Consider the following 20,154-nt stretch of genomic DNA (forward strand, 5'->3'; position numbering starts at 1 on the left):
TCGTTCCGCTTTCCTCTGGGTCGGGGTCCGGCGCCACCGGTGCGCCGGGACTTCAGGTGTGGTCGGTCTCGGGCCGCGCGGGCTCGGGGGGTGCGGCCCCGGGGGGCGCGAGGCGGACGGTGGCCAGCTCCGGAAGCCCGGAGAGGGTCAGCACCGGTTCCAGGAGCCGCGGAGCGATCAGTTCGAGATGGTCCGCGTGGGCGAACAGAACGCTCAGTCCCGCGCTATCAAGGTACTCGACCGCGGTGAGGTCGAGGACGAGACCGCCCCTCTCCTCGTGCGCGGTGGCCAGCGCGGCGGCGAGGGCCCGGCTGTTGCTCATGTCGATCTCGCCGACGGCCGTCACGAGCGCCCTCCCGTCCGGGCGCCGGGCGGTCGTGAGGGACAGGGGTGTGCTCATGAGCCGATCCTGGTGTTCATGTGGACGGTGGTTCCGTCCGGTCCTGGCGTGATGGTGAGGTTGCTCATCAGCGCGCGCATCAGCGCGGTGCCGCGCCCGCGGTTGAGGCCGCCGTCCGGGCCGGGCGGCTTCCAGCGGCCGGTGTCGGCGATGGTGAGATGCAGCTGGTCGACGAAGGCCTCGGCCCGCAGCCGGATGGTGTGCACGCCGCCGGTGGGGCGGCCGTGCTCGACGGCGTTGGCGCAGGCCTCGCCGGCGGCGACCAGGACGCCCTGGGCGGTGCGGCGGGGGAGCTGGCACTGGGCGAGCCAGCCGCGCAGCGCCTCCCGGAGCGGGGCGAGCTGCGAGGACTCGGCGGGGAAGCTCACGTCCAGCGGCGCGGGATGCCGGTACAGCATGAGCGCGACGTCGTCGTCGTAGCCGCCCGGTGGGGCCAGGCTCGTCATGATGCGGGTGGCGAGCTCGTCGACTCCCTGCTCGCGGCCGTCCTGGACGGCGTCGCCCACCTGCCGGATGCCCTCGTACAAGGAGCGGCGGCGGCGTTCCACGAGGCCGTCGGTGTAGAGCAGCACGGTGGCCCGGGCCGGGATCGTGGTCGCGGCGACGGGCCGGGGCCGTGCCGAGCCGACGGCGATCGGGACGGACCGGCCCCCGTCGAGCAGCTCGGTGGTGCCGTCCGGCTGGGCGAGGATGGCGGGCGGATGCCCGGCGCTGGAGTAGGTGAGCTCGCCCGTCCGGGGGTCGAGGACGCCGCAGAAGACGGTGGAGCACCGCGCGCCGGGGATGCCGGCGGCGAAGCGGTCGAGGGCCGTGAGGGTCCGGGCCGGCCCGGCGTCCTGCAGCAGGAGGGCCCGGCAGGCGCTGCGCAACTGGCCCATGACGGTGGCCGCCTCCAAGCCGCGGCCGACGCAGTCGCCCACGATGATGCCGATGCGGCCGTCGGGGAGGGCGAAGATGTCGTACCAGTCGCCGCCGACCTCCAGCGGCCGCGCCGCGGGCTCGTAGCGGACGGCGAACCCGTCGGGCAGCTCGGACGGGCCGAGGATGGCGCGCTGCAGGGCGAGGGCGGTCTCGCGCTGCTGGTCGATCAGGTTGGCGCGGGACAGCCCCTGGGCGAGGCGTCCGGCCAGCAGGGACAGCAGCAGCCGGTCCTGGTCGGTGAAGGGGCGGCGGTCGTTCAGGTCGATCCAGAGGACCAGGGTCCCGCGGGGGTGTTCGAGCGTGATCGCGGTGGCGTGCTCGGCGACGGGGGTGAGGGTCGGGTGCTCGCGCAGCGCGGCCATCTCCTCCCGGCGCTCCTCGGGCAGGTCCTGCCAGGCCAGTCCGGGCTCGGTCGAGGTCAGCTCGGGCGGGCCGCCGGTGAAGACGGCCGCCAGCACCCGGTCGGCGTGCCACAGGTCGCGCAGTTCCTCCAGCGCGCCGGCCAGGGTGTCGGGCAGGTTCACGGCCTCGGTGAGGCGCATGCCGAGGGCCGCGAGGGCGCTCTCGCGCTGGATGGCGTAGTGGTCGGCGGTGACGTCCCGGAAGGTGCCGACGATGACGCGCCGCCCGGTCTCGGGGTCGTGGACGTGGTTGTAGGCCACGCTGACCCATACCCGGTGCCCGTCGCGGTGCCGGAGGGAGACGTTGCGGGTGCCGCGCTCCTGCACCAGCATGTCGGCGAAGGCGGCGGCGACCTCCCGGCGCGCCTCGGGATCGGTCTTCTCGTCCGGCCACCAGGGGGGCTCCGGGGGATAGGGCAGCCCGGCGGCCTCGTAGCCGAGGATGTCGGTGAAAGCGGTGTTGAACTCGATGCAGGAGCCGTCCTCGTCGCAGACGAAGAACGCCTCCTGCATGGACTCGACCAGTGCGGTGCGCCAGCGGGCGTGGTGGCCGCGCAGCCGGGCCAGCTCGACGTTGGCCCGCACGCGGGCCAGCAGCTCGGCGGCGGCGAAGGGCTTGAGCAGGTAGTCGTCGGCGCCCGCCCGCAGGCCCTCGATCGAGGCCTCCTGCCCGGCGCGGGCCGACAGCAGCAGCACCGGCAGCGCGGCGGTGCGCTGGTCGGCGCGCAGCGCGGCGACCAGCTCCAGCCCGTCCACGTGCGGCATCATCACGTCGCTGACCACCATGTCGAAGCCGGTCTCGCGGACCGCCTCCAGGGCGGCCCGGCCGTCGGCGACGGAGTCCACCTGGTAGCCGGCGCCTCGCAGCAGCCGGGTGAGGTACTCGCGCATGTCGGCGTTGTCGTCGGCGACCAGGACCCGCGCGGGGACCTCGGGCCCGAGCGCCGGGACCGGCTCGGGCGGCGTCGGATCGGTGGAGTTCGGGTCGCCGCCGAGCTGCTCGGCGGGCAGCCAGCGCAGCGCCTCCTGGACGTAGGGGTCGGCGGTGACCGACGCCGCCGTGGAGGAGCGCGGCGGGGCGACGGCGTCCGGGGGCAGGTGGTCGCTCCCGAACGGCAGCCGGACGGTGAAGCGGGTCCCCTCGCCCTCGGTGCTGGCGGCGGTGATGGTCCCGCCGTGCAGGCCGACGAGCTCCTTGACCAGGGCCAGCCCGATGCCGCTGCCCTCGTTGGAGCGGGCGCGGGTGTGCTCGACGCGGTGGAACCGCTCGAACAGCCGCGGCACCTCGTCGGCGGCGACCCCCACCCCGGTGTCGGCCACCGTCACCTGCGCCATCCCGTCCACGGCGCCCACCCGGACATGGATCGCCCCGTCGAAGGTGAACTTCAGCGCGTTGCTGAGCAGGTTCAGCATCACCTTCTCCCACATGTCGCGGTCGACGTACACCGGCTCGGGGAGCGGGTCGCACTCGACGGCGAAGGCGAGGCCGGCCTTGTCGACGGCGGAGCGGAAGACGCTGGCCAGCTCGGCCGTGACCTCGGCGAGGTCGACCGGCTCGTAGCGCGCCTGCATCCGGCCGGCCTCGATGCGGGAGAAGTCCAGCAGGGAGTTGACGAGCCTGCCGAGGCGCAGCCCGTTGCGGTGGATGACGTCCAGCTCCTGGTGGACCTGGTCGCCCGCGTCGCCCAGCCGGGTGCGCAGCTCCTGCACCGGGCCCATGATCAGCGTCAGCGGGGTGCGGAACTCGTGGCTGATGTTGGAGAAGAACGTCGTCTTGGCGCGGTCGAGTTCGGCGAGCTCCTCGGCGCGCCGCCGCTGCGCCTGGTAGCCGCGGGCGCCGCCGATACCCGCCGCGATGTGCCCGGCGGCCAGCTCCACGAAGCCGCGGTAGGCCTCGTCCATCTGGCGGTACGGGTTCAGCGCGGCCACCAGGAACCCGTACGGCGCGCGGCCCTGCCTCAGCAGCGGCACCAGCAGGGCCTGGTCGGGGGGCTGGGTCCAGTCCCCGGAGGGCAGGACCCCGAATCGGGGATCATCGAGCCGCATCAGCACCGATTCTCCCCGCGCCAGCGCCGCCACGGGCCAGATCGCGTCCGGTTCGTCCACCGCCACCCCGGCGGGGGCGGCCGGGTGGCCGCGGGAGACGCCCGTCGCCCCGGCGAGCCGTGCCGTCCCCCCGTCCTCGAAGAGGTAGGTCAGCGTGAAGGGGAGGTCCTTCCGGTTGCGGTCCAGCTGCCGGTCGGCGAAGGCGAGCGTCTCCTCCTCCGTCCGGATCATGCTCGGGTCGGATCCCAGGTCCCGCAGGGTCGTCATCCGCCGCTCGCCGATGACCCGCTCGGTGTCCTCGTTGACCACGCACAGCATGCCGACCACGTCGCGGGCGTCGTCGCGCAGCGGGCTGTAGGAGAAGGTGTGGTAGGTCTCCTCCGGGTATCCGGATCGTTCGAGGAACAGCAGCAGCCCCTCGTCCCAGGTCGCCTCCCCGGTGCCGAGCACGGTCTCGATCTTGAAGGCGACGGCGTCCCAGGCCTCCGCCCACACCTCGCTCGCGGGTCGGCCGAGGGCCCATGGGTACTTGCGGCCGAGCGTGTCGCGGCGGTACGCGGCGTTGCAGAAGAACGTCAGCTCGGGGCCCCAGGCCATCCACATCGGGAAGCGGGACGACAGCAGGATGTCGACCGCCGTCCGCAGATTCTGCGGCCACCCGCCGGGTGGCCCCAGCGGCGTCGCCGCCCAGTCGACGGCCGCGAGATCCGGGCCGATCTCTCCGGCGGCGGAGAACAGCCCGGCCCCCGCCCGCGGCTCGCGTCCGGCGCCCCCGGCACCTTTGGCGTCCTCCGAAACCGCCACCGCACCCCTCTTCCACTCAGGCGATCACCCACCGCATCCGGCGGACGCCCCGCGCGTCCGCGCACCGCATGGCCAACCCTTTACCCCAGCAGACCCGGAGCCAACAACCGTTTCCCCGGTACCTGGACGTGCGGCGCGCCGCGTCCGCGGTGACCGGCGACCGTCAGATCGCCGCCGAAGTGATAAGCAGTACAAACAGGGTAAAGCCCATCTTCTGGCGGAATCGCCGCCGACCCGTTCCCGACCACAGGAGGTGACGGTGACGGACCCCGGCCGCCACCTCGGACCCGACCCCGCTCTGCCCGGCGAGCGGGAGCGGCTGGCGGCCGTCCGCCGCTACCGGATACTCGACACCCCGCCCGACGGCGCCTTCGACACCATCGCCTCCCTGGCCGCGCGCAGCTGCGGCACGCCCATGGCCACCGTGGGCATCGTGGACCGCGACCGCGTCTGGTTCAAGGCCGTCCACGGCCTGCCCGGCGTCTCGCAGATCGCCCGCGGCCCCGGCCTGTGCGCCTCCGCCATCCTGCGCGACACCCCGTACGTCGTCACGGACGCGCTCACCGACCCCGCGGCGGCCGCCAACCCGCTCGTCCGCGGCGAGCCGGGCGTCCGCTTCTACGCGGCCGCGCCCATCACCACCGCGGACGGCCACTGCCTCGGCACCGTCAGCGTGCTGGACACCCGCCCCCGTGACGCGACCGAGGAGCAGCTGGGCATCCTGGGCGACCTGGCGGCGCTGGTCGCCCAGGAGCTGGAACGGCGGCTGTCCTCGATCTGCACCATCACGGCCGAGCGGACCATGCGCGCCGGAGCCGAACGCCTGGTGCGCACCCTGCAGCGCACGCTCCTGCCGCCCGCCCTGCCCGAGGTGCCCGGCCTCGACGCCGCCGCCGCGTACCACCCCGTCTCCCAGGACGAGGTCGGCGGCGACTTCTACGACCTGTTCCCCCTGGACGACGGGCGCTGGGCGTTCTTCCTCGGCGACGTGTGCGGCAAGGGCGCCGAGGCCGCCGCCCTGACCTCCCTCACCCGCTACACCCTGCGCTCCGCCGCCATCTACGACCCCGACCCCTGCGCCGTGCTCGGGAACCTCGACGCCGTCCTCAAGGGCGAGTACCAGAGCGACCCCCGGTTCTGCACCGCCCTGTTCGGGGTCATGGCCCCCGAACCGGACGGCTCGTTCGCCGTGACCCTGGCCGGGGGCGGTCACCCGCCCGCACTGGCCGTCCGCGCGGACGGCACGGTCGACACCGTCCCCACGCCCGGTGGGCAGCTCATCGGGATACTGCCCGAACCGCGCTTCGCCCAGGCAGACGTCCGCCTCGCCCCAGGTGACGCCCTCCTGCTGTACACGGACGGCCTCACCGAAGCCCGCACGCCGGACGGTGCGATGCTCGGAGACGAGGGTCTGACCGCCCATCTGACCAGCAAGCCCAGTGACGGAGCGGATAATCTGCTGGCGAACATCCATAAACTTCTCACGGAACTGGGCGCGGGAGTCGGTGACGACACGGCGTTGCTGGCCCTCTCCGTGCCCCGCCGTCCAGCCGCGTCCGGACAGGAGCCTCCTCGGTGACCGAGCCCACCTTCACCGTCAACCTCCCGTCCGAGGGAGCGGAGGTCCCCGTGCTGCGCGTCGCGGGAGACCTCGACTACCACACCGCCCCGCGCCTGCGGGAGGCGCTGGAGGCCTTGCCGCTGGCCCCCGGGGGCGGCGCCGTGCTCGACGTGACCGACCTGAACTACTGCGACTCCACCGGCATCACCGTGCTGATCGCCGGCTACCGCCGGGCCCAGGCCGCGCAGAGCAGGATCGTGCTCGCCGGGCTGAACCCCGACCTCACCCGGGTCTTCGAGATCACCGGGCTCGACCAGGTCTTCGCCTTCCACCCCACCGCCGACGAGGCCGTCAAGGCGCTGCGCGAGCAGTGAGGCCGCGCGAGCAGTGGGGCCGCGGCCGCGTCAGCCGCGCCGCGGGGTGACGAGGCCGGATTCGTAGGCGAACACCACGAGCTGGGCGCGGTCCCTGACATGCAGCTTCGCCAGGACCCTGCTGACGTGCGTCTTCGCGGTGGCCGGGCTGATCACCATGTGCGCGGCGATCTCGTCGTTGGACATGCCGCGGGCCACCAGCACGGTGACCTCCCGCTCGCGCCTGGTCAGCATGTCGAGCCCCTCGGGGGCGGGCTCGGGGCGGCGCGCGACGTACTCGCCGATCAGACGGCGGGTGATCGCGGGGGACAGCAGCGCGTCGCCGCGGGCCGCGACCCGCACGCCCTGCACCAGGTCGGCGGGCTCGGTGTCCTTGACCATGAATCCGCAGGCGCCCGCGCGGAGCGCGTTGAAGACGTACTCGTCGAGGCCGTAGTTGGTGAGGATCACGACGTGGACGCCGCTCAGCCGCCGGTCCGCGGCGATCAGCCGGGTCGCCTCGATGCCGTCCATCACCGGCATCTGGACGTCCACGAGGGCGACGTCGGGCCGGTGCTCGACGGCGAGCGCGACGCCCTGCTCGCCGTTCGCCGCCTCGGCCACCACCTCGATGTCGTCCTCGATCTCCAGCAGCGCGCGGAAGCCGCCGCGGATGAGCGCCTGGTCGTCCACCAGCAGCACGCGGATCACGAGGGCTCCCCGAGGGGGAGCTCGGCGCGGACGGTGAAGCCCCCTTCGGGGCGGGGCTCGGCCCGCAGCCGGCCGCCGAGCGCCGCGACGCGCTCGCGCATGCCGAGCAGGCCCGTGCCGGGGACGGGCGGCGCGGCCGGGTCGGCCTTGCCGTCGTCGTCGACCTGCACGATCAGTTCCCCGCCCGCGTAGTCGATGCGCACCGCCGCGGCCGCGCCACCGGCGTGCCGCGAGACGTTGGTGAGCGCCTCCTGGACGATCCGGTACGCCGCCCGGTCCACCTCGGGCGGCAGCTCCCGCGGCGTGCCGGAGACCGTCACCGTGGCCGGCAGCCCGGTCGAGCGGGCCCGCTCCACCAGGCCGTCGAGCCGGTCGAGACCGCTGGCGGCGGACTCGCCCTCGGGCTGGTCGGAGTCGCGCAGCACCTCCAGGGTGGCGCGCAGCTCGCGCATGGCGTCGCCGCTGGCCTCCTGGATGGCCAGCAGGGCGGGCGGCACGTCCTCGCCGCGCCTGCGCGCCAGGTGGACGGCCACCCCGGCCTGCACCTTGATGATCGAGATGCTGTGGGTGAGCGAGTCGTGCAGTTCCCTGGCGATGCGCAGCCGCTCCTCGCCGGCGCGCCGGCGGGCCGCCTCCTCGCGGGTGCGCTCGGCCTCGGCGGCCCGCCGCTCGGCCTCCTCCAGGTACGCCTGCCGGTGCCGGGCCACGGTCGCCGCCACGCCGGCCGCCGCGAACCAGCCGACCAGCAGCGAGAGGCTCTGGAGGTCGCGCAGCGACCCTTCGGCGCTGGGCAGCCCCACCATCAGGCCGGCGCCCAGGAAGGCCGCGCCCACCAGCGCCGTGGCCAGCCGGTGGCCCGCGCTGAAGGCGGCGAACACGGCCACGATCACGGGAAAGGCGGCCGCCGGGCCCGGCCGGACGTGCGCCGCGAGCGCGAGCATGCAGCCCGCGCTGCCCACCAGCGACACCAGGGGCGCGCGCCGCCAGGCGACGAGCACGAGCGAGCCGGCGAGGGCGAACGCGAGATCGAGCATGCCCGCGTGCGGGGTGATGGCCACGACGAGCGACAGGAAGAGGGCCATCGCCACGGCGAGCAGGCCGTCCTCGGCGAGCGGCCGCCACCGGTTCATGGAGCTCATTCGTGCAGATTAGGACTCTTTCCGGCGAGATTCCTCGGCGTCGCGGCGGAGAAATCCACTACTCCCCGCGGTGTAGCGGTGCCGTTCGTACGCCGCGGGCGTCAGGGCTAGAAGCCATCCCCGGCCCGATGACCGTCGACCTGCTCGAACACCACGATGTCGGGCATGCACACGAACGAAGTGAAGGACGCCGCCCGCCCCGGGCCGACGCTCGCCGCGGTGGCCGTCGTGCAGTTCATGGTGTCGCTGGACCTGTCGGTGGTGAACGTCGGGCTCCCGCAGATCGCCGCCGGCCTCGGTTTCAGCGCGGTGGGCCTGACATGGGTGATCCACGCCTACGCCCTCTCCTTCGGAGGGCTGCTCCTGCTGGGCGGCAAGGCCGCCGACAGGTACGGCCGCAAGCCCGTCCTCCTGCTCGGCCTCTGCCTGTTCGGCCTGGCGTCCCTCGCCGGGGGACTGGCCCAGGAACCGGGCCAGCTCGTCGCCGCGCGCGCCGCCCAGGGGGTCGGCGCCGCCGCACTGGCGCCGGCGGCGCTGGCGCTGCTGAGCGCGACGTTCCCGTCGGGCCGGGAGCGGGTCCGGGCGTTCGGGATCTGGAGCGCGATGAACGCCGCCGGCGGCGCGTTCGGCGTCCTGATCGGCGGCGTGCTCACCGAATACGCCGGATGGCGCTGGGTGATGCTGGTGAACGTCCCGATGACCGCCGTCGCGCTGGCGCTGGCCTGGCGCGGTGTCACCTCCGGCCCGGCACCGGACCGCGCCCGCCGGCCGGACGTCCTCGGCGCGGTCCTGGCCACCGCGGGGATGACCCTGCTCGTGTTCGGCATCGTCCGCACTGACCGGCACGGATGGACCTCCCCGACCACCCTGGCGACCCTGGCCGCCGCGGCGGTCCTGCTCGCCGCCTTCCTCTGGCAGGAGCGGACCACCGCCCGGGAGCCGCTGGTCAGGCTCGGCCTGTTCGCCAACCGCTCGGTGGCCGGCGCCAACACCTTCAACCTCCTGGTCGGCGCCGCGATGGCCTCCTCCTTCTACTTCATGTCCCTCTATCTGCAACGGGTCCTGGGGCACGGACCGGCTCTGGCCGGGACCATGTTCCTGCCCTTCGCCCTGGGGGTCGTCACCGGATCGGTGCTGGCCGTCAAGCTCGGCTACCGGCTGGCCCCCCGGACCCTCCTGGTCGCCGGCGGGCTGCTGACCGCCACCGGGTTCGCCTGGTTCGCCATGATCAGCTCGGACGGCGCGTTCGCCACCGATGTGCTGGGGCCCTCGATCGTCGCAAGCGTGGGCTCCGGGCTCTGCCTGGCGCCGGTCGTCTCCATCGCCACCGCCGGCGTCGCGTCCCAGGAGACCGGCACCGCCTCGGCGCTGCTCAACAGCTCGCGCCAGATCGGTGCCTCCCTCGGCCTGGCCGCCCTCGGCACGGCCGCCCAGCACCGCACCGGCGGCGTGCCCACACCCGAGGCCCTCAACGACGGCTACGCGCTCGGCCTCGGCCTCGGCGCCGCGCTCCTGGCCGCCGCCGCCCTGATCGCCCTCGCGGTGCTGCGCCGGACCGGCCCGCCGGCGCGGACCGAGCAGATCGGCGACCGCGACCTGGTGCCCGTCCAGGACTGACAGGCCTCACCGCTCAGCAGACCACCCCAGAAAGGACCGTGCCAGGCGGCTGAGCCACCGCGGGTCCGGTGCGAGGCCTCGGGCCTCGGGGGAGCGGTCAGCCGGCCTCGTGGCCCGGTTCGAGATCGTGCAGCGTGCGGAAGGTGAGCGGGGCCGTGTCGGCCCCGATCGCCACGTCGACCGGGGCCAGGAGGAACCCGGTGTGGTCGCCGAGCTCGACGCGCTCCTCGATCCGTCCGACGAGGCGGCGGGGGGCGTCGGTGAGCAGGGGCACCCCTTCCGGACCCGGCCGCCAGGAGCAGCGGGCGAACTTGTCGATCTCGTCGCCCGTCCGCTCTCCGAAGAGCGCCGCCAGCCGCTGCTGCTCCTCGCTCCGCCCGAGGACGTGCACGGCGAGGACGTTCGCCGCCTCCGCCGCCCGGTAGGTGCGGTTCCGCCGCGACAGGCACACCAGGAACCTGAACGGTTCGATGCTGGTCTGCGTGGTGAACCCGACGAGGCAGCCCGCCCGCGTCCCCGTGCCCGGATCGACGGTGGTCACCACGAACATCGGGTAGTCGAATCCGGCGACGAACTCATCGCTGTCCATCCGGTCACCCTATGGTGGTGCGGCCGGGGCGAGATCCGAGGCCGCGGGGGTCGCTCCCCGACCTCAGGGGCGGGCGACCGCGTTCCCGGCGACCGGACACGCTGAGAAGGAAGGCATCACGATGAGCACGTTCGTCGTCGTCGGGGCCGGCCTCGTCGGTGCCGCGACCGCGTGGCAGCTGGCCCGCCGCGGCCACGAGGTGACGGTGCTGGAGCGTGACACGCCGGCCAACGCCATGGGCAGTTCGCACGGGTCCGCGCGGATCCTCCGGTACGGCTACGCCGATCCGTTCTACGTCCGGATGGTCGTCGACGCACGGCGCGAGTGGGACGAGCTGGAGCGGCTGTCCGGCGAGCGGCTCTTCACCCGGACGGGCTCCCTGGACGCCGGGGCGGCCCGCGACCCCGCGGCGCTGGCCGCGGTGTTCGCGGAGGTCGGCGTCGACCACGAACTGCTCACCCCGTCCGAGGCCGCCGCGCGGTGGCCGCGGCTCCGTTTCGCGGGCGGGGCCGGTGTGCTCTGGCACCCGGCCGCCGGCGTGGTCGACGCGGAGACCGCGGTGTCGGCCATGCTGCGGCTGGCACGGGCCGAGGGCGCCCGGGTCGAGACCGGCCGGCCGGTGGCGTCGGTCGAGCGGGCGGGCGCGGGCTACCGGGTGGCGGGTCCGGACGGCCGGGCGGTGGAGGCCGAGAAGGTCGTCGTCGCCGCCGGCGGCTGGCTGCCCGACCTGCTCGGCGGCCTCCCGCTGCCGGAGGCGTTCCTGTCGGCGTTCCCCCCGCTCCAGGTGATGCAGGAGCACGTCTTCCACTTCCCCTACCGGGAAGCCCCGTCGGAGACGTGGCCGACGTTCATCCACACGGAGGCGGCCATGCTGGTCTACGGCCTGCCCGGTGGCCGGGACGCCGCCCTCCCCGGCGGCCGGAGCGGCCAGAAGGTGGCCGTGTTCAACGGCGGACGGCCGGTCCGGAGCGCCGCCGCGCAGGACGGCGCGATCGACCGGGCGAGCCGTGAACGGATCACCGCCTACGCCCGGCGGGCCCTGCCGGGCGTCGTCCCCGAGCCGTACGCGGAGACCACCTGCCTGTTCACCAACACCCCCACCGAGGACTTCGTGGTCGACGGCGCCGACGGGATCACGGTCGCCTCGCCGTGCTCGGGGCACGGCGCCAAGTTCGCGCCGCTGCTCGGCCGGATCATCGCCGAATCGGCGGCGGGCGAGCGCGCGGCCCCGGACCGGTTCCGGGTGGGCGGCGGACGTGGGGCTCCGCCTCCCTGACGGCCCCGGTCCCGGCCTCGGGGGCGACGAAGATCGCGTAGCCTGCCGGGATGACGGAGACGCCTGAGGACCTCGCGCTGCCCCCCGCCCTCGCCGAGGTGGCCGAGATCGGCTTCGAGTGGGAGTGGGACGAGGAGACCGACGAGGCGCGCGGCTGCGACTTCGAGCTCTACGACCGCTTCGAGGAACCCGCCGAGACGACGTGGTGGTTCCGCCTGTGGACCGGCAACCCCGAAGCGGACGGCGGCGAGTTCCGCTTCTTCGGCACGACCGGGGCCGGCGACTACACCGGCTTCTGGCTGGCGCGGCCCGGTGCCCCGGTCACCGGCCAGCCCGTGGTCTACGTCGGCTCCGAGGGCGATCGCGGTGTGATCGCCCGGGACCTCGGCGACCTGCTCTGGCTGTTCGCCGCCGGTCTCGGGCCCAGAGAGGCCTTCGACGACCCCGGCTCCCCCGCGGAGCCGAACGACGCCTTCCGCGCGATCGCCGAGCGCCACGCCCCGGGCCGCCGCTCGCCCACCGAGATCGTGGCCGCCGCGCAGGCGGAGTTCCCGCACTTCCCGGACCACATCGAAGCGCTGTGCCGCTGAACCCGCTGTGCCGCTGAACCCCGTGTGCCCGTGAACCCCGTGTAGGGCTGAGGGGGAGCCGCCCCGCCCGCGCCGCGATGCCGGGCGGGTTCGGGACCTTTGTCCTTTCGCGCGGGACCTCTCTCCCTACCCGCCCGCCGCCCGGAGCCGGGATCGTCGAGGTGCGCGGCGGCCAGGACGGGCACGGCGGGCCGGCGTGCCGCCACGGGACGGAGAGGGCACATGAGCGGCACAGGTACGGGTGTGATGGAGCGGGCGGTTCCGGAGGACCGGCTGCGCGAGCACCACCGGCGCTGCCTCCCCGCGCTGAGCAGGCTCAGGCTGGTGGCGAGGAGCGGCCTCGGGACGGGCGTCGACGTGCGGGCCGCCACCGCCGAGGTCATGGCCGAGCTGGGCGCCGCCGAGGCCGTCCTGCTCGACACCCTCGCCGGGAGCGTGCGGCAGGAGGCGCTCGCGCACTTCCTGGCGTGCCGCGTCAACCGCCTCACGATCGTGGCCGAGCACGCCGTCGCGACGGCGTCCGCCGGGGACCTTCCGGCCCTGCGGCGCCTGCTCTACCAGTTCCACGCCCTGGCCGAGGCCATGTGGAAGGTGCAGCTCGGGCTGCAGAGGCCCGAGACGCGTCCCGCGACCGCGACGCGACCGGACCTCCGGGCCGCCCAGGCGCCGCGGAGGGGGCCGGCGGCGCGGACCTGACCGCCCCCCACCGGGCCGTCGTCGCGCACGGACCTAGGTCCTTCCGGGTACGGACGTTCCTCCCTACGCCGCGGCGGGCCGGAAGCCGACCGTGGGTCTAGGACATGCCCGGTCGCACCGGGGCCGCCGGGCGCTCGCCTGAGGGGGAGGTCGAGATGGACGGTCGAGACATGCCGGTCCACGTCGAGGGGCGGCTGGAGGAGCCGCTGTCGCGGTGGCTGTGGCTGGTGAAGTGGCTGCTCCTGATCCCGCACTACATCGTCCTGTTCTTCCTCGGGATCGCGTTCACCCTGCTCACCGTGGTCGCGTTCTTCGCGATCCTGGTCACCGGCCGGTACCCGCGGGCGATCTTCGACTTCGACGTCGGGGTGCTGCGCTGGGCGTGGCGGGTGGCCTTCTACGGGTACGGCGCGCTGGGCACCGACCGGTACCCGCCGTTCACGCTCCAGGACGTCCCGGACTACCCGGCCCGGCTGCGGATCGACTACCCCGAGCGGCTGTCGCGGGGGCTGGTGCTGGTGAAGTGGTGGCTGCTGGCGATCCCGCACTACCTGGTGGTCGCGGTCTTCACCGGCGGCGGCTACGGCGGGGACGACTCGAACTGGGACGCGCCGAGCCTGGTCGGCCTGCTGGTGCTCTTCACCGCCATCGCGCTGCTGTTCACCGGCCGCTACCTCCGGGGCGTCTTCGGGTTCGTGATGGGGATGGACCGGTGGATCCTGCGGGTGGCCGGCTACGCCTTCCTGATGACCGACCGCTACCCACCGTTCCGGCTCGACATGGGCGGTGCCGAGCCCGAGCCGGAGCCCGGGCCGGTGCCCGCGGCGCCGGGACGTTAGGCCCGCCCGGCGGGACGTTAGGCCCTGCCGCCGCCGCACCGCCGGATCCGACCCTGGTAGCGAACCTGAGGACGGATGAGGGAGGCTCGCCATGCGAGCGCTGGTGTACCACGGGCCCGGCCGCAAGTCCTGGGAGGACGTGCCCAAGCCCGAGATCGTCGCGGACGGCGACGCGCTGGTGCGGGTGGACGCGGTGACCATCTGCGGCACGGACCTGCACATCCTCAAAGGGGACGTCCCGGCGGTGACCGACGGGCGGATCCTCGGGCACGAGGCGGTCGGCACGATCGAGGCCGTCGGGCCGGGCGTCAAGACGGTCAAGCCGGGCGACCAGGTGCTGGTCTCCTGCATCACCGCGTGCGGCACGTGCCGGTTCTGCCGCGAGGGCCGCTACGGGCAGTGCCTCGGCGGGGGCGGCTGGATCCTCGGGCACAAGATCGACGGGACGCAGGCCGAGTACGTGCGGGTGCCGTTCGCCGACACCTCGGTGCACCCCCTGCCGCCCGGCGTGCCCGCGCAGGACGTGCTGATGCTGGCCGACATCCTGCCGACCGGCTACGAGGTCGGCGTGCTCAACGGCGCCGTCCGCCCCGGCGACGTGGTGGCGGTCGTGGGCGCCGGCCCGATCGGCCTCGCGGCGATCATGGGGGCGCGGCTGTTCAGCCCGAGCCACATCGTGGCGATCGACCTGGCCGACAGCCGACTGGAGGCGGCCAAGCAGTTCGGCGCCGACAGCACGGTCAACAACTCCCGGCAGGACGCCGTGGAGGTGGTGCGCGAGATGACCGACGGGCTCGGCGCCGACGTGGCCATCGAGGCCGTCGGCGTCCCCGAGGCCTTCGAGCTGACCGTCGCGCTGGCCCGGCCCGGCGGCCACATCGCCAACATCGGCGTGCACGGCGCCCCGGCCGCGCTGCACCTGGAGGAGCAGTGGATCCGGGACATCACCATCACCACGGGCCTGGTGGACACCTTCTCCACGCCCACCCTGCTCCGGCTCGTCGCCGGACGCCAGCTCGACGCCGGACGGTTCGTCACCCACCACTTCACGCTGGACGAGTTCCCGAAGGCCTACGAGGTCTTCGCCGACGCAGCCCACACCGGCGCCCTCAAAGTCGTCCTGACCCGCTGAGCCCGGCCGGCCGCCGACCGGGCGCCTTCCAGGCCCGGCCGGCGGGACGGCTCGGAAAGGAATCACCATGCCGACTCGGATCATCGTGGGGATCGACGGCTCCGCCCACGCCTGGCAGGCCCTCGACTGGGCCTCCGACTACGCCGTCCGGCACCGGATGCCGCTGGAGCTGGTCCACGCCTCCCGGGCGCTGGTCGACGACGGGACGATCCCGCCGGACGCGCTGCGGCGGCTGGCCGCCGAGCGGGAGGACCTGCTCGGCGAGGCCCGGCAGTACACGCTGAAGGTGCATCCGGACCTCGACATCGAGATGCGGCTCGTCCGGACGGATCCGGGGACCGCGCTGGTGGAGGGCAGCGAGGACGCGGCGCTCGTGGCCGTGGGCTCGCGGGGCCTCGGCGGGTTCGAGGGGCTGCTGTTCGGGTCGGTCGGGCTGTACACCGCGGCGCACGCCCGGTCCCCGGTCCTGGTGGTGCCGCGCGCGGCGCCCTACCCCGCCGACGCCCCGGCCCTTGTCGTGGTCGGGATCGAGGGGAGGCCGGGGGAGCGGGCCGTGCTCGCCTGGGCCTTCGAGGAGGCCTCCTCGCGCGGCGCCGGGATCCTGGCGCTGCACGCCGTGGGCGCGGAGTTCGGGTCCCCCCGCCGGAGGGTGCTGGAGGACCTGGAGCTGTCGGAGGCCCTGGCCGGCCTGCGCGAGCACCACCCGGACGTCCGGGTCGAGCAGCTCGTCTCGGACCGCACGCCGCCCCAGGCCCTCGTCGAGGCGTCGCGGTCCGCCGCCCTCGTGGTGGTCGGAGCCGCCCGCCGGACGGGGCTGGTCGGCATGGCGCTGGGCCGGGTCAACCACGCGGTCCTGCACCACGCGCAATGCCCGGTGGCCGTGGTGCCCATCGACCAGTGACCGGCGCCGTCCCGGCGGGACGTCCGCCGGAGGGACCGAAAGAGGAGTTGACCATGTCCGATCCGATCATCGTCGGGGCCGACGGCTCCGTCCCGTCCGAACGGGCCGTGGCCTGGGCCGCCGACGAGGCCGCCCGGTACGGGCGCGAACTGAAGATCCTGCACGCGGTGGAGCGGTGGGGCTACGACGTCCCGCTCAACACCGCTCCCGGCGAGGTCGTCTTCCTGTCGCGGGAGGGCGAGGAGGTGCTGGCCGCCGCCGAGCGCGTCGCGCACGCCCGGAGGCCGGAGGTGCCGGTGACCCTGGAACTGGCCTCCGCGCGCACCGTCCGGGCGCTTGCCGAGCACTCCGAGGAGGCGTTCGAGCTCGTGGTGGGCCACCGCGGCCTCGGCGGGTTCGCGGACCTCGTCCTCGGGTCGGTCGGGCTCGGCGCGGTCCGCCACGCCGCCTGCCCGGTCGTGGTGGTGCGGGGGGAACCGGCCGCCGACCGCCGTGAGATCGCCGTGGGGATCGGCCTCGGCGACGACTCCGCGGCCCTGGAGTACGCGTTCCGCGCCGCCGCGGCACGGGACGCCCGGCTCCGCGTCGTGCACGCCTGGCCGTTCCCGGCGGCCCTGGACGAGCCCGGAGCGGGCGTCGACATCCGCCGCGTCGAGGAGCGGGCCCGGTGGCGCGTCATCGAGGCGCACGCGCCGATGCGCAAGCGCTTCCCCGGCGTGGACGTCGTGGAGGACATCGTCCAGGACAACCCGGCCGCCGCGCTCGTCTCCGCGTCCCGCGACGTCGACCTGGTGATCGCGGGTTCGCATCCCCGCGAGGGCCTGAACGTGCCGCGCAGCCGCGCGGTTACGCACGGGCTCCTGCACCACGCGCACTGCCCGGTCGCCGTGGTCCCCGCCGCGGGCACCCCCGCGACCTGAGGGAACCGGACACGGCGAACGCCGCACGACGAAAGGCCCGGCGACCGCCGGGCCTCTCGTCGTGTTCAGGGTGTTTGTGCTCAGGGCTCTTCGTCAGGGGCGAGTAGGAGGCCGGGCGGTGCCGTCCGCCCCGGGCGGAGTCAAGCGGCGGTCTCGCAGTCGCCGGCGGAGACGGCTCCGACGCGCAGGCCCGTGACGCGCTGGCAGGACACGCGGATGAACTCCGGGTCCGTTCCGGCGGTCCAGGGCAGGAGGGCCTCGTGGGCGCCGTCCCCGGGATCGGGGACGATCCGCGCCCGGCCGATGGCGGTGACCGACCAGCCGGTACGGGAGGCGGCGTCCAGGTCGTCGGCCTGGAACGCCACGATCGCGCCGCGGGTCGCGGCGACCAGCCGGGAGCCGCGCGGAACCGGGATGACCACGTCCCCGCCGTCGATGACGAAACCGACCGGAGCCACCGCGGGCAGCGCCTGCTCGGTGAAGACGATCCGGCCGACGGCGGCGGTGCTCATGAGGCGCAGGCACTCCGCTCGCGAGAGGCCTGCCGCCCCGTCCGCGCTCCTCATGGCTTCCTCCTTCATGACTCCATGCTCGCCGCCGCCCGCGAGGGAGGGCAGAGGTCCAACGTCACCGTGCCGGACGCCGTCGGTCCCCTTCCGGCCGGGCCTTTCGCCGCCCGGCTCAGCCGATCGCCGGCGGCGGCCTTCCGGCCAGCAGGGGGCTCTCCCAGGACGTGCCGGGCTGGATCTCGACGTCCTCGGCGCCGTAGGAGACGCGGATGGGGGAGGCCGCGCCGGGGCGCAGGGCGACGCGGACCAGGTCCTGGCGGCAGGTCAGGTCGACGCCCCAGTGGCCGCGGTAGCGGAGCCCGAGCCGCAGCTCGCCGATCGCGGAGGGCAGCCGCGGCTCCAGCCGCAGCGCGCCGCCCCGGGTGCCGACGCCGGCGTGGCACCGCTGGACGAGGTCCACGGTGCCGGCCATCGCGCCCAGGTGGACGCCCTCGGAGATCGTGCCGTGCGGGCCGCCGGTGATGTCGGCGAACAGCGATTCGAGGAAGACGCCCCAGGCCTCGTCGCCGTCGGTGTGCGCGAGGAGCCACGCGTGGACGAGCGAGCTCAGCGTCGACCCGTCGCTGGTGCGCGGCAGGTAGTAGGCGATGGTCCTGGCGGCCAGTTCGGGCCCGTACTCGTACCCGAGGCGCCGCAGGACGGCGTCCACCTCGTCCGGCGAGAGCACGTAGAACAGCATCAGCACGTCGGCCTGCTTCGACGCCTTGTAGCGGTTGGGCGAGTCGTCCTCGGCCTCCAGGATCCGGTCCAGCCGGCGGATGTCGCCGTAGCGCTCCCGGTAGCGGGCCCAGTCGAGCTCCTCCAGGTCGCCGTAGCCCTCGAACTGGCTGATCACTCCGGTGTGGAACGGGACGTACATCTTGCGCGCCACGTCCTCGAACCGGGTGATCTCCTCGCGGGTCAGCGCGAGCCGCTCGCGCAGCTCCCCGCGGCGGTCCTCGGGGAGCACGGCGAGCGCCTCCAGCGCCCGCTCCAGCAGCCAGGCGGCGAGGACGTTGGTGTAGGCGTTGTCGTCCAGGCCCGGACGGTCTCGTCCCGGGTAGGCGTCGTGGTACTCGTCCGGGCCCATGACGCCGCGGATCGAGTACCGGTCGGTGGAGTGGTCGTAGACGGTCAGGTCCGCGAAGAACCGGGCGACCTCCAGCATGATCTCGGCGCCGTACTCGGCGAGGAACTCGGCGTCGCCGGTCGCCTCGTAGAAGCGCCAGACGTTGAGGGCGATCGTCAGGCCGACGTGGCGCTGCAGGTGCGTGTGGTCGGGCAGCCACCGCCCCGACCGCGGGTTGAGGTGGACCAGCTGGGTCTCCTCGCGGCCGTCGGCGGCGCTCTGCCACGGGTACATCGCGCCGCGGTGCCCGGCGGCCGCCGCCGCGCGCCGGGCCGCGGGCAGCCGCCGCCACCGGTACAGCAGCAGGGCCCGGGCGATCTCGGGGAACCGCATGGTCAGGAACGGGAGGATGAACACCTCGTCCCAGAAGACGTGGCCGCGGTAGGCCTCACCGTGCAGTCCGCGGGCGGGGACCCCGACGTCGAGGTCCACGATGTGCTCCGACACGGTCTGCATCAGATGGAAGATGTGCAGGTTGAGGATGCGCTGGACCTCGATCTGGTCGACGCTCAGCTGGCAGCGCCGCCACAGCCGGCTCCACGCCAGCGTGTGCCGCTCCAGCAGGGCGTCGAAGCCGCCCGCCCCGGCCGCGGCGTCCAGCGCCGCCTCCCCGCACTCCTCGATGGCGCGGTCGCGCGAGGTGAAGACGGCCGCCACCTTCTCGATCGTGACGTGCGCGCCCTTCTCGGCGTCCACGGTCAGGTCCTGCGCGACCAGGCCCGCCTCGGCGAGCCGGACGGCCTTGGCGGGGACCGACACCCGGGTGCGGGCCGCGACCCCGACGCCGATCTTCGATGAGACGGTGGAGGCGCGCAGCAGGAGCAGCTCCGGGTCGCGCTGCGGCGGCGGTTCCTCGCGGGTGAGATGGGTCCCTGGCAGATTCCGGTACCGCTCCACGCCGGCGTTGGCGACCCGTCCGTCCACCCCGGACCGGATGTGCAGCGCGCCGCTCCAGTCCTCGGCGACGATCGTGGTCTCCAGCGCGGCCAGGTGCGGCTCGTCCATGGACACGATCCGGCGCTGGGCCAGGCGGAACGTCCGCCCCGCCCGGTCGCGCACGCGGACGAGCCGGGTCAGGACGCCGCGCCGCAGGTCGAGTTCCTGCCGGTAGGACAGGAGCCGGCCCTCGTCGAGGGCCGCGTCCGGATCGAACCACTCGCCGTCCTCGGCGCGGAAGGTCAGCGGCAGCCAGTTCGGCATGTTGACGAGGTCGGCGTTGTCGGCGTGCAGCCCGCCGACCTCGGCCTGGAGCCGGTCGTAGCAGCCGGCGACGTAGGTGCCGGGATAGTGGACGCCGTCCGCCGAGGACTCCGGCGCGGCGCCCCGGGTGGCGAGGTAGCCGTTGCCGAGGGTGCACAGCGCCTCCCGCAGCCCCTCCGCCGCGGGATCGTAGCCGTCGTGGGCCAGGATCCACCGCCTCATGGCGTCTCCTCACCGTCGTCCGAGCCCCTCCGGTGGGCTTTCCCCCTCTCACGCTGGCACCGGCCGGCGGCTGCCCGGCAGTACCGGACGACCCGGCGCGGCGGGACCTTCGGCCCCTCCCCAAAGGGTTCTGACCGGCGAAAACTGAAGGCGAGACCG

The 20,154-nt window shown here is 74.3% G+C and carries 17 protein-coding genes; 10 read left to right on the forward strand and 7 right to left on the reverse strand.

Going from position 1 to position 20,154, the window contains the following annotated elements; translation table 11 throughout:
- Positions 1–52 precede the first annotated feature (52 nt).
- Positions 53–400 (reverse strand): STAS domain-containing protein, encoded by a 348-nt coding sequence (locus ABWI07_RS14310; protein WP_149257077.1) that lies wholly within the window; start codon positions 398–400, stop codon positions 53–55.
- Positions 397–4,572 (reverse strand): SpoIIE family protein phosphatase, encoded by a 4,176-nt coding sequence (locus tag ABWI07_RS14315; RefSeq protein WP_200841646.1) that lies wholly within the window; start codon positions 4,570–4,572, stop codon positions 397–399. Before ABWI07_RS14315 ends, ABWI07_RS14310 begins: the two co-directional genes overlap by 4 nt.
- 259 nt (positions 4,573–4,831) lie before the next feature.
- Here ABWI07_RS14315 and ABWI07_RS14320 point away from each other — a divergent pair, with 259 nt between their 5' ends.
- Complete coding sequence (locus tag ABWI07_RS14320; RefSeq protein ID WP_353818814.1) at positions 4,832–6,151, forward strand: PP2C family protein-serine/threonine phosphatase; 1,320 nt, start codon at positions 4,832–4,834, stop codon at positions 6,149–6,151.
- On the forward strand, positions 6,148–6,507 hold the full coding sequence (locus ABWI07_RS14325; RefSeq protein ID WP_235036505.1) for an STAS domain-containing protein: 360 nt from the start codon (positions 6,148–6,150) through the stop codon (positions 6,505–6,507). The genes ABWI07_RS14320 and ABWI07_RS14325 overlap by 4 nt, the downstream gene beginning before the upstream one ends.
- Positions 6,508–6,537: 30 nt before the next feature.
- On the opposite strand, the gene ABWI07_RS14330 is transcribed toward ABWI07_RS14325, so the two are convergent.
- Positions 6,538–7,197 carry a response regulator gene (locus tag ABWI07_RS14330; RefSeq protein WP_149257075.1) on the reverse strand — a complete coding sequence of 220 codons (660 nt, stop codon included), beginning with the start codon at positions 7,195–7,197 and terminating at the stop codon, positions 6,538–6,540.
- The gene (locus ABWI07_RS14335) at positions 7,194–8,336 is read right to left on the reverse strand and encodes a sensor histidine kinase (RefSeq protein WP_353818815.1); all 1,143 of its coding nucleotides are present in this window, start codon (positions 8,334–8,336) and stop codon (positions 7,194–7,196) included. The genes ABWI07_RS14330 and ABWI07_RS14335 overlap by 4 nt, the downstream gene beginning before the upstream one ends.
- 165 nt (positions 8,337–8,501) lie before the next feature.
- On the opposite strand from ABWI07_RS14335, the gene ABWI07_RS14340 reads away from it, so the two are divergent.
- Positions 8,502–9,953, forward strand: coding sequence for an MFS transporter (locus tag ABWI07_RS14340; protein WP_149257073.1), 1,452 nt, complete (start codon positions 8,502–8,504; stop codon positions 9,951–9,953).
- Positions 9,954–10,050: 97 nt separating this feature from the next.
- Here ABWI07_RS14340 and ABWI07_RS14345 read toward each other — a convergent pair whose 3' ends face one another.
- Complete coding sequence (locus tag ABWI07_RS14345; protein WP_353818816.1) at positions 10,051–10,542, reverse strand: flavin reductase family protein; 492 nt, start codon at positions 10,540–10,542, stop codon at positions 10,051–10,053.
- Positions 10,543–10,663: 121 nt separating this feature from the next.
- Between ABWI07_RS14345 and ABWI07_RS14350 the strand changes: the two genes are divergently transcribed.
- From ABWI07_RS14350 to ABWI07_RS14380, 7 genes are all read left to right on the forward strand, one after another.
- Complete coding sequence (locus tag ABWI07_RS14350) at positions 10,664–11,818, forward strand: FAD-dependent oxidoreductase (protein WP_353818817.1); 1,155 nt, start codon at positions 10,664–10,666, stop codon at positions 11,816–11,818.
- 50 nt (positions 11,819–11,868) lie between these two features.
- Entirely contained in the window at positions 11,869–12,408 is a 540-nt protein-coding gene (locus ABWI07_RS14355; protein ID WP_149257070.1) for an SMI1/KNR4 family protein, read from the forward strand.
- A 222-nt stretch (positions 12,409–12,630) separates the two neighbouring features.
- Positions 12,631–13,104: a hypothetical protein gene (locus tag ABWI07_RS14360; RefSeq protein ID WP_149257069.1), complete on the forward strand. Its 474-nt coding sequence runs from the start codon at positions 12,631–12,633 to the stop codon at positions 13,102–13,104.
- A gap of 155 nt (positions 13,105–13,259) precedes the next feature.
- Positions 13,260–13,943, forward strand: coding sequence for a DUF4389 domain-containing protein (locus ABWI07_RS14365; RefSeq protein WP_353818818.1), 684 nt, complete (start codon positions 13,260–13,262; stop codon positions 13,941–13,943).
- 91 nt (positions 13,944–14,034) lie between these two features.
- Positions 14,035–15,075, forward strand: coding sequence for a zinc-dependent alcohol dehydrogenase family protein (locus ABWI07_RS14370; RefSeq protein WP_149257067.1), 1,041 nt, complete (start codon positions 14,035–14,037; stop codon positions 15,073–15,075).
- 67 nt (positions 15,076–15,142) lie between these two features.
- The gene (locus tag ABWI07_RS14375; RefSeq protein ID WP_149257066.1) at positions 15,143–15,976 is read left to right on the forward strand and encodes a universal stress protein; all 834 of its coding nucleotides are present in this window, start codon (positions 15,143–15,145) and stop codon (positions 15,974–15,976) included.
- A gap of 53 nt (positions 15,977–16,029) precedes the next feature.
- On the forward strand, positions 16,030–16,896 hold the full coding sequence (locus tag ABWI07_RS14380; protein ID WP_160160838.1) for a universal stress protein: 867 nt from the start codon (positions 16,030–16,032) through the stop codon (positions 16,894–16,896).
- Between the two features lie 140 nt (positions 16,897–17,036).
- On the opposite strand, the gene ABWI07_RS14385 is transcribed toward ABWI07_RS14380, so the two are convergent.
- Entirely contained in the window at positions 17,037–17,462 is a 426-nt protein-coding gene (locus ABWI07_RS14385) for a pyridoxamine 5'-phosphate oxidase family protein (RefSeq protein WP_149257064.1), read from the reverse strand.
- Positions 17,463–17,577: 115 nt separating this feature from the next.
- Positions 17,578–19,995, reverse strand: coding sequence for a glycoside hydrolase family 65 protein (locus ABWI07_RS14390; protein WP_353818819.1), 2,418 nt, complete (start codon positions 19,993–19,995; stop codon positions 17,578–17,580).
- Positions 19,996–20,154 lie beyond the last annotated feature (159 nt).

The organism is Actinomadura sp. NPDC000600 (assembly GCF_040492135.1).
Lineage (GTDB): Bacteria > Actinomycetota > Actinomycetes > Streptosporangiales > Streptosporangiaceae > Spirillospora.

Excerpts from the sequence above, each read along its gene's own strand:
- ABWI07_RS14375 (WP_149257066.1), top strand. The coding sequence starts at position 15,143 with ATGCCGACTCGGATCATCGTGGGGATCGACGGCTCCGCCCACGCCTGG.
- ABWI07_RS14355 (WP_149257070.1), top strand. The coding sequence starts at position 11,869 with ATGACGGAGACGCCTGAGGACCTCGCGCTGCCCCCCGCCCTCGCCGAG.
- ABWI07_RS14390 (WP_353818819.1), bottom strand. The coding sequence starts at position 19,995 with ATGAGGCGGTGGATCCTGGCCCACGACGGCTACGATCCCGCGGCGGAG.
- ABWI07_RS14365 (WP_353818818.1), top strand. The coding sequence starts at position 13,260 with ATGGACGGTCGAGACATGCCGGTCCACGTCGAGGGGCGGCTGGAGGAG.
- ABWI07_RS14360 (WP_149257069.1), top strand. The coding sequence starts at position 12,631 with ATGAGCGGCACAGGTACGGGTGTGATGGAGCGGGCGGTTCCGGAGGAC.
- ABWI07_RS14380 (WP_160160838.1), top strand. The coding sequence starts at position 16,030 with ATGTCCGATCCGATCATCGTCGGGGCCGACGGCTCCGTCCCGTCCGAA.
- ABWI07_RS14310 (WP_149257077.1), bottom strand. The coding sequence starts at position 400 with ATGAGCACACCCCTGTCCCTCACGACCGCCCGGCGCCCGGACGGGAGG.
- ABWI07_RS14350 (WP_353818817.1), top strand. The coding sequence starts at position 10,664 with ATGAGCACGTTCGTCGTCGTCGGGGCCGGCCTCGTCGGTGCCGCGACC.
- ABWI07_RS14385 (WP_149257064.1), bottom strand. The coding sequence starts at position 17,462 with ATGAGGAGCGCGGACGGGGCGGCAGGCCTCTCGCGAGCGGAGTGCCTG.
- ABWI07_RS14370 (WP_149257067.1), top strand. The coding sequence starts at position 14,035 with ATGCGAGCGCTGGTGTACCACGGGCCCGGCCGCAAGTCCTGGGAGGAC.
- ABWI07_RS14345 (WP_353818816.1), bottom strand. The coding sequence starts at position 10,542 with ATGGACAGCGATGAGTTCGTCGCCGGATTCGACTACCCGATGTTCGTG.
- ABWI07_RS14340 (WP_149257073.1), top strand. The coding sequence starts at position 8,502 with ATGCACACGAACGAAGTGAAGGACGCCGCCCGCCCCGGGCCGACGCTC.
- ABWI07_RS14335 (WP_353818815.1), bottom strand. The coding sequence starts at position 8,336 with ATGAGCTCCATGAACCGGTGGCGGCCGCTCGCCGAGGACGGCCTGCTC.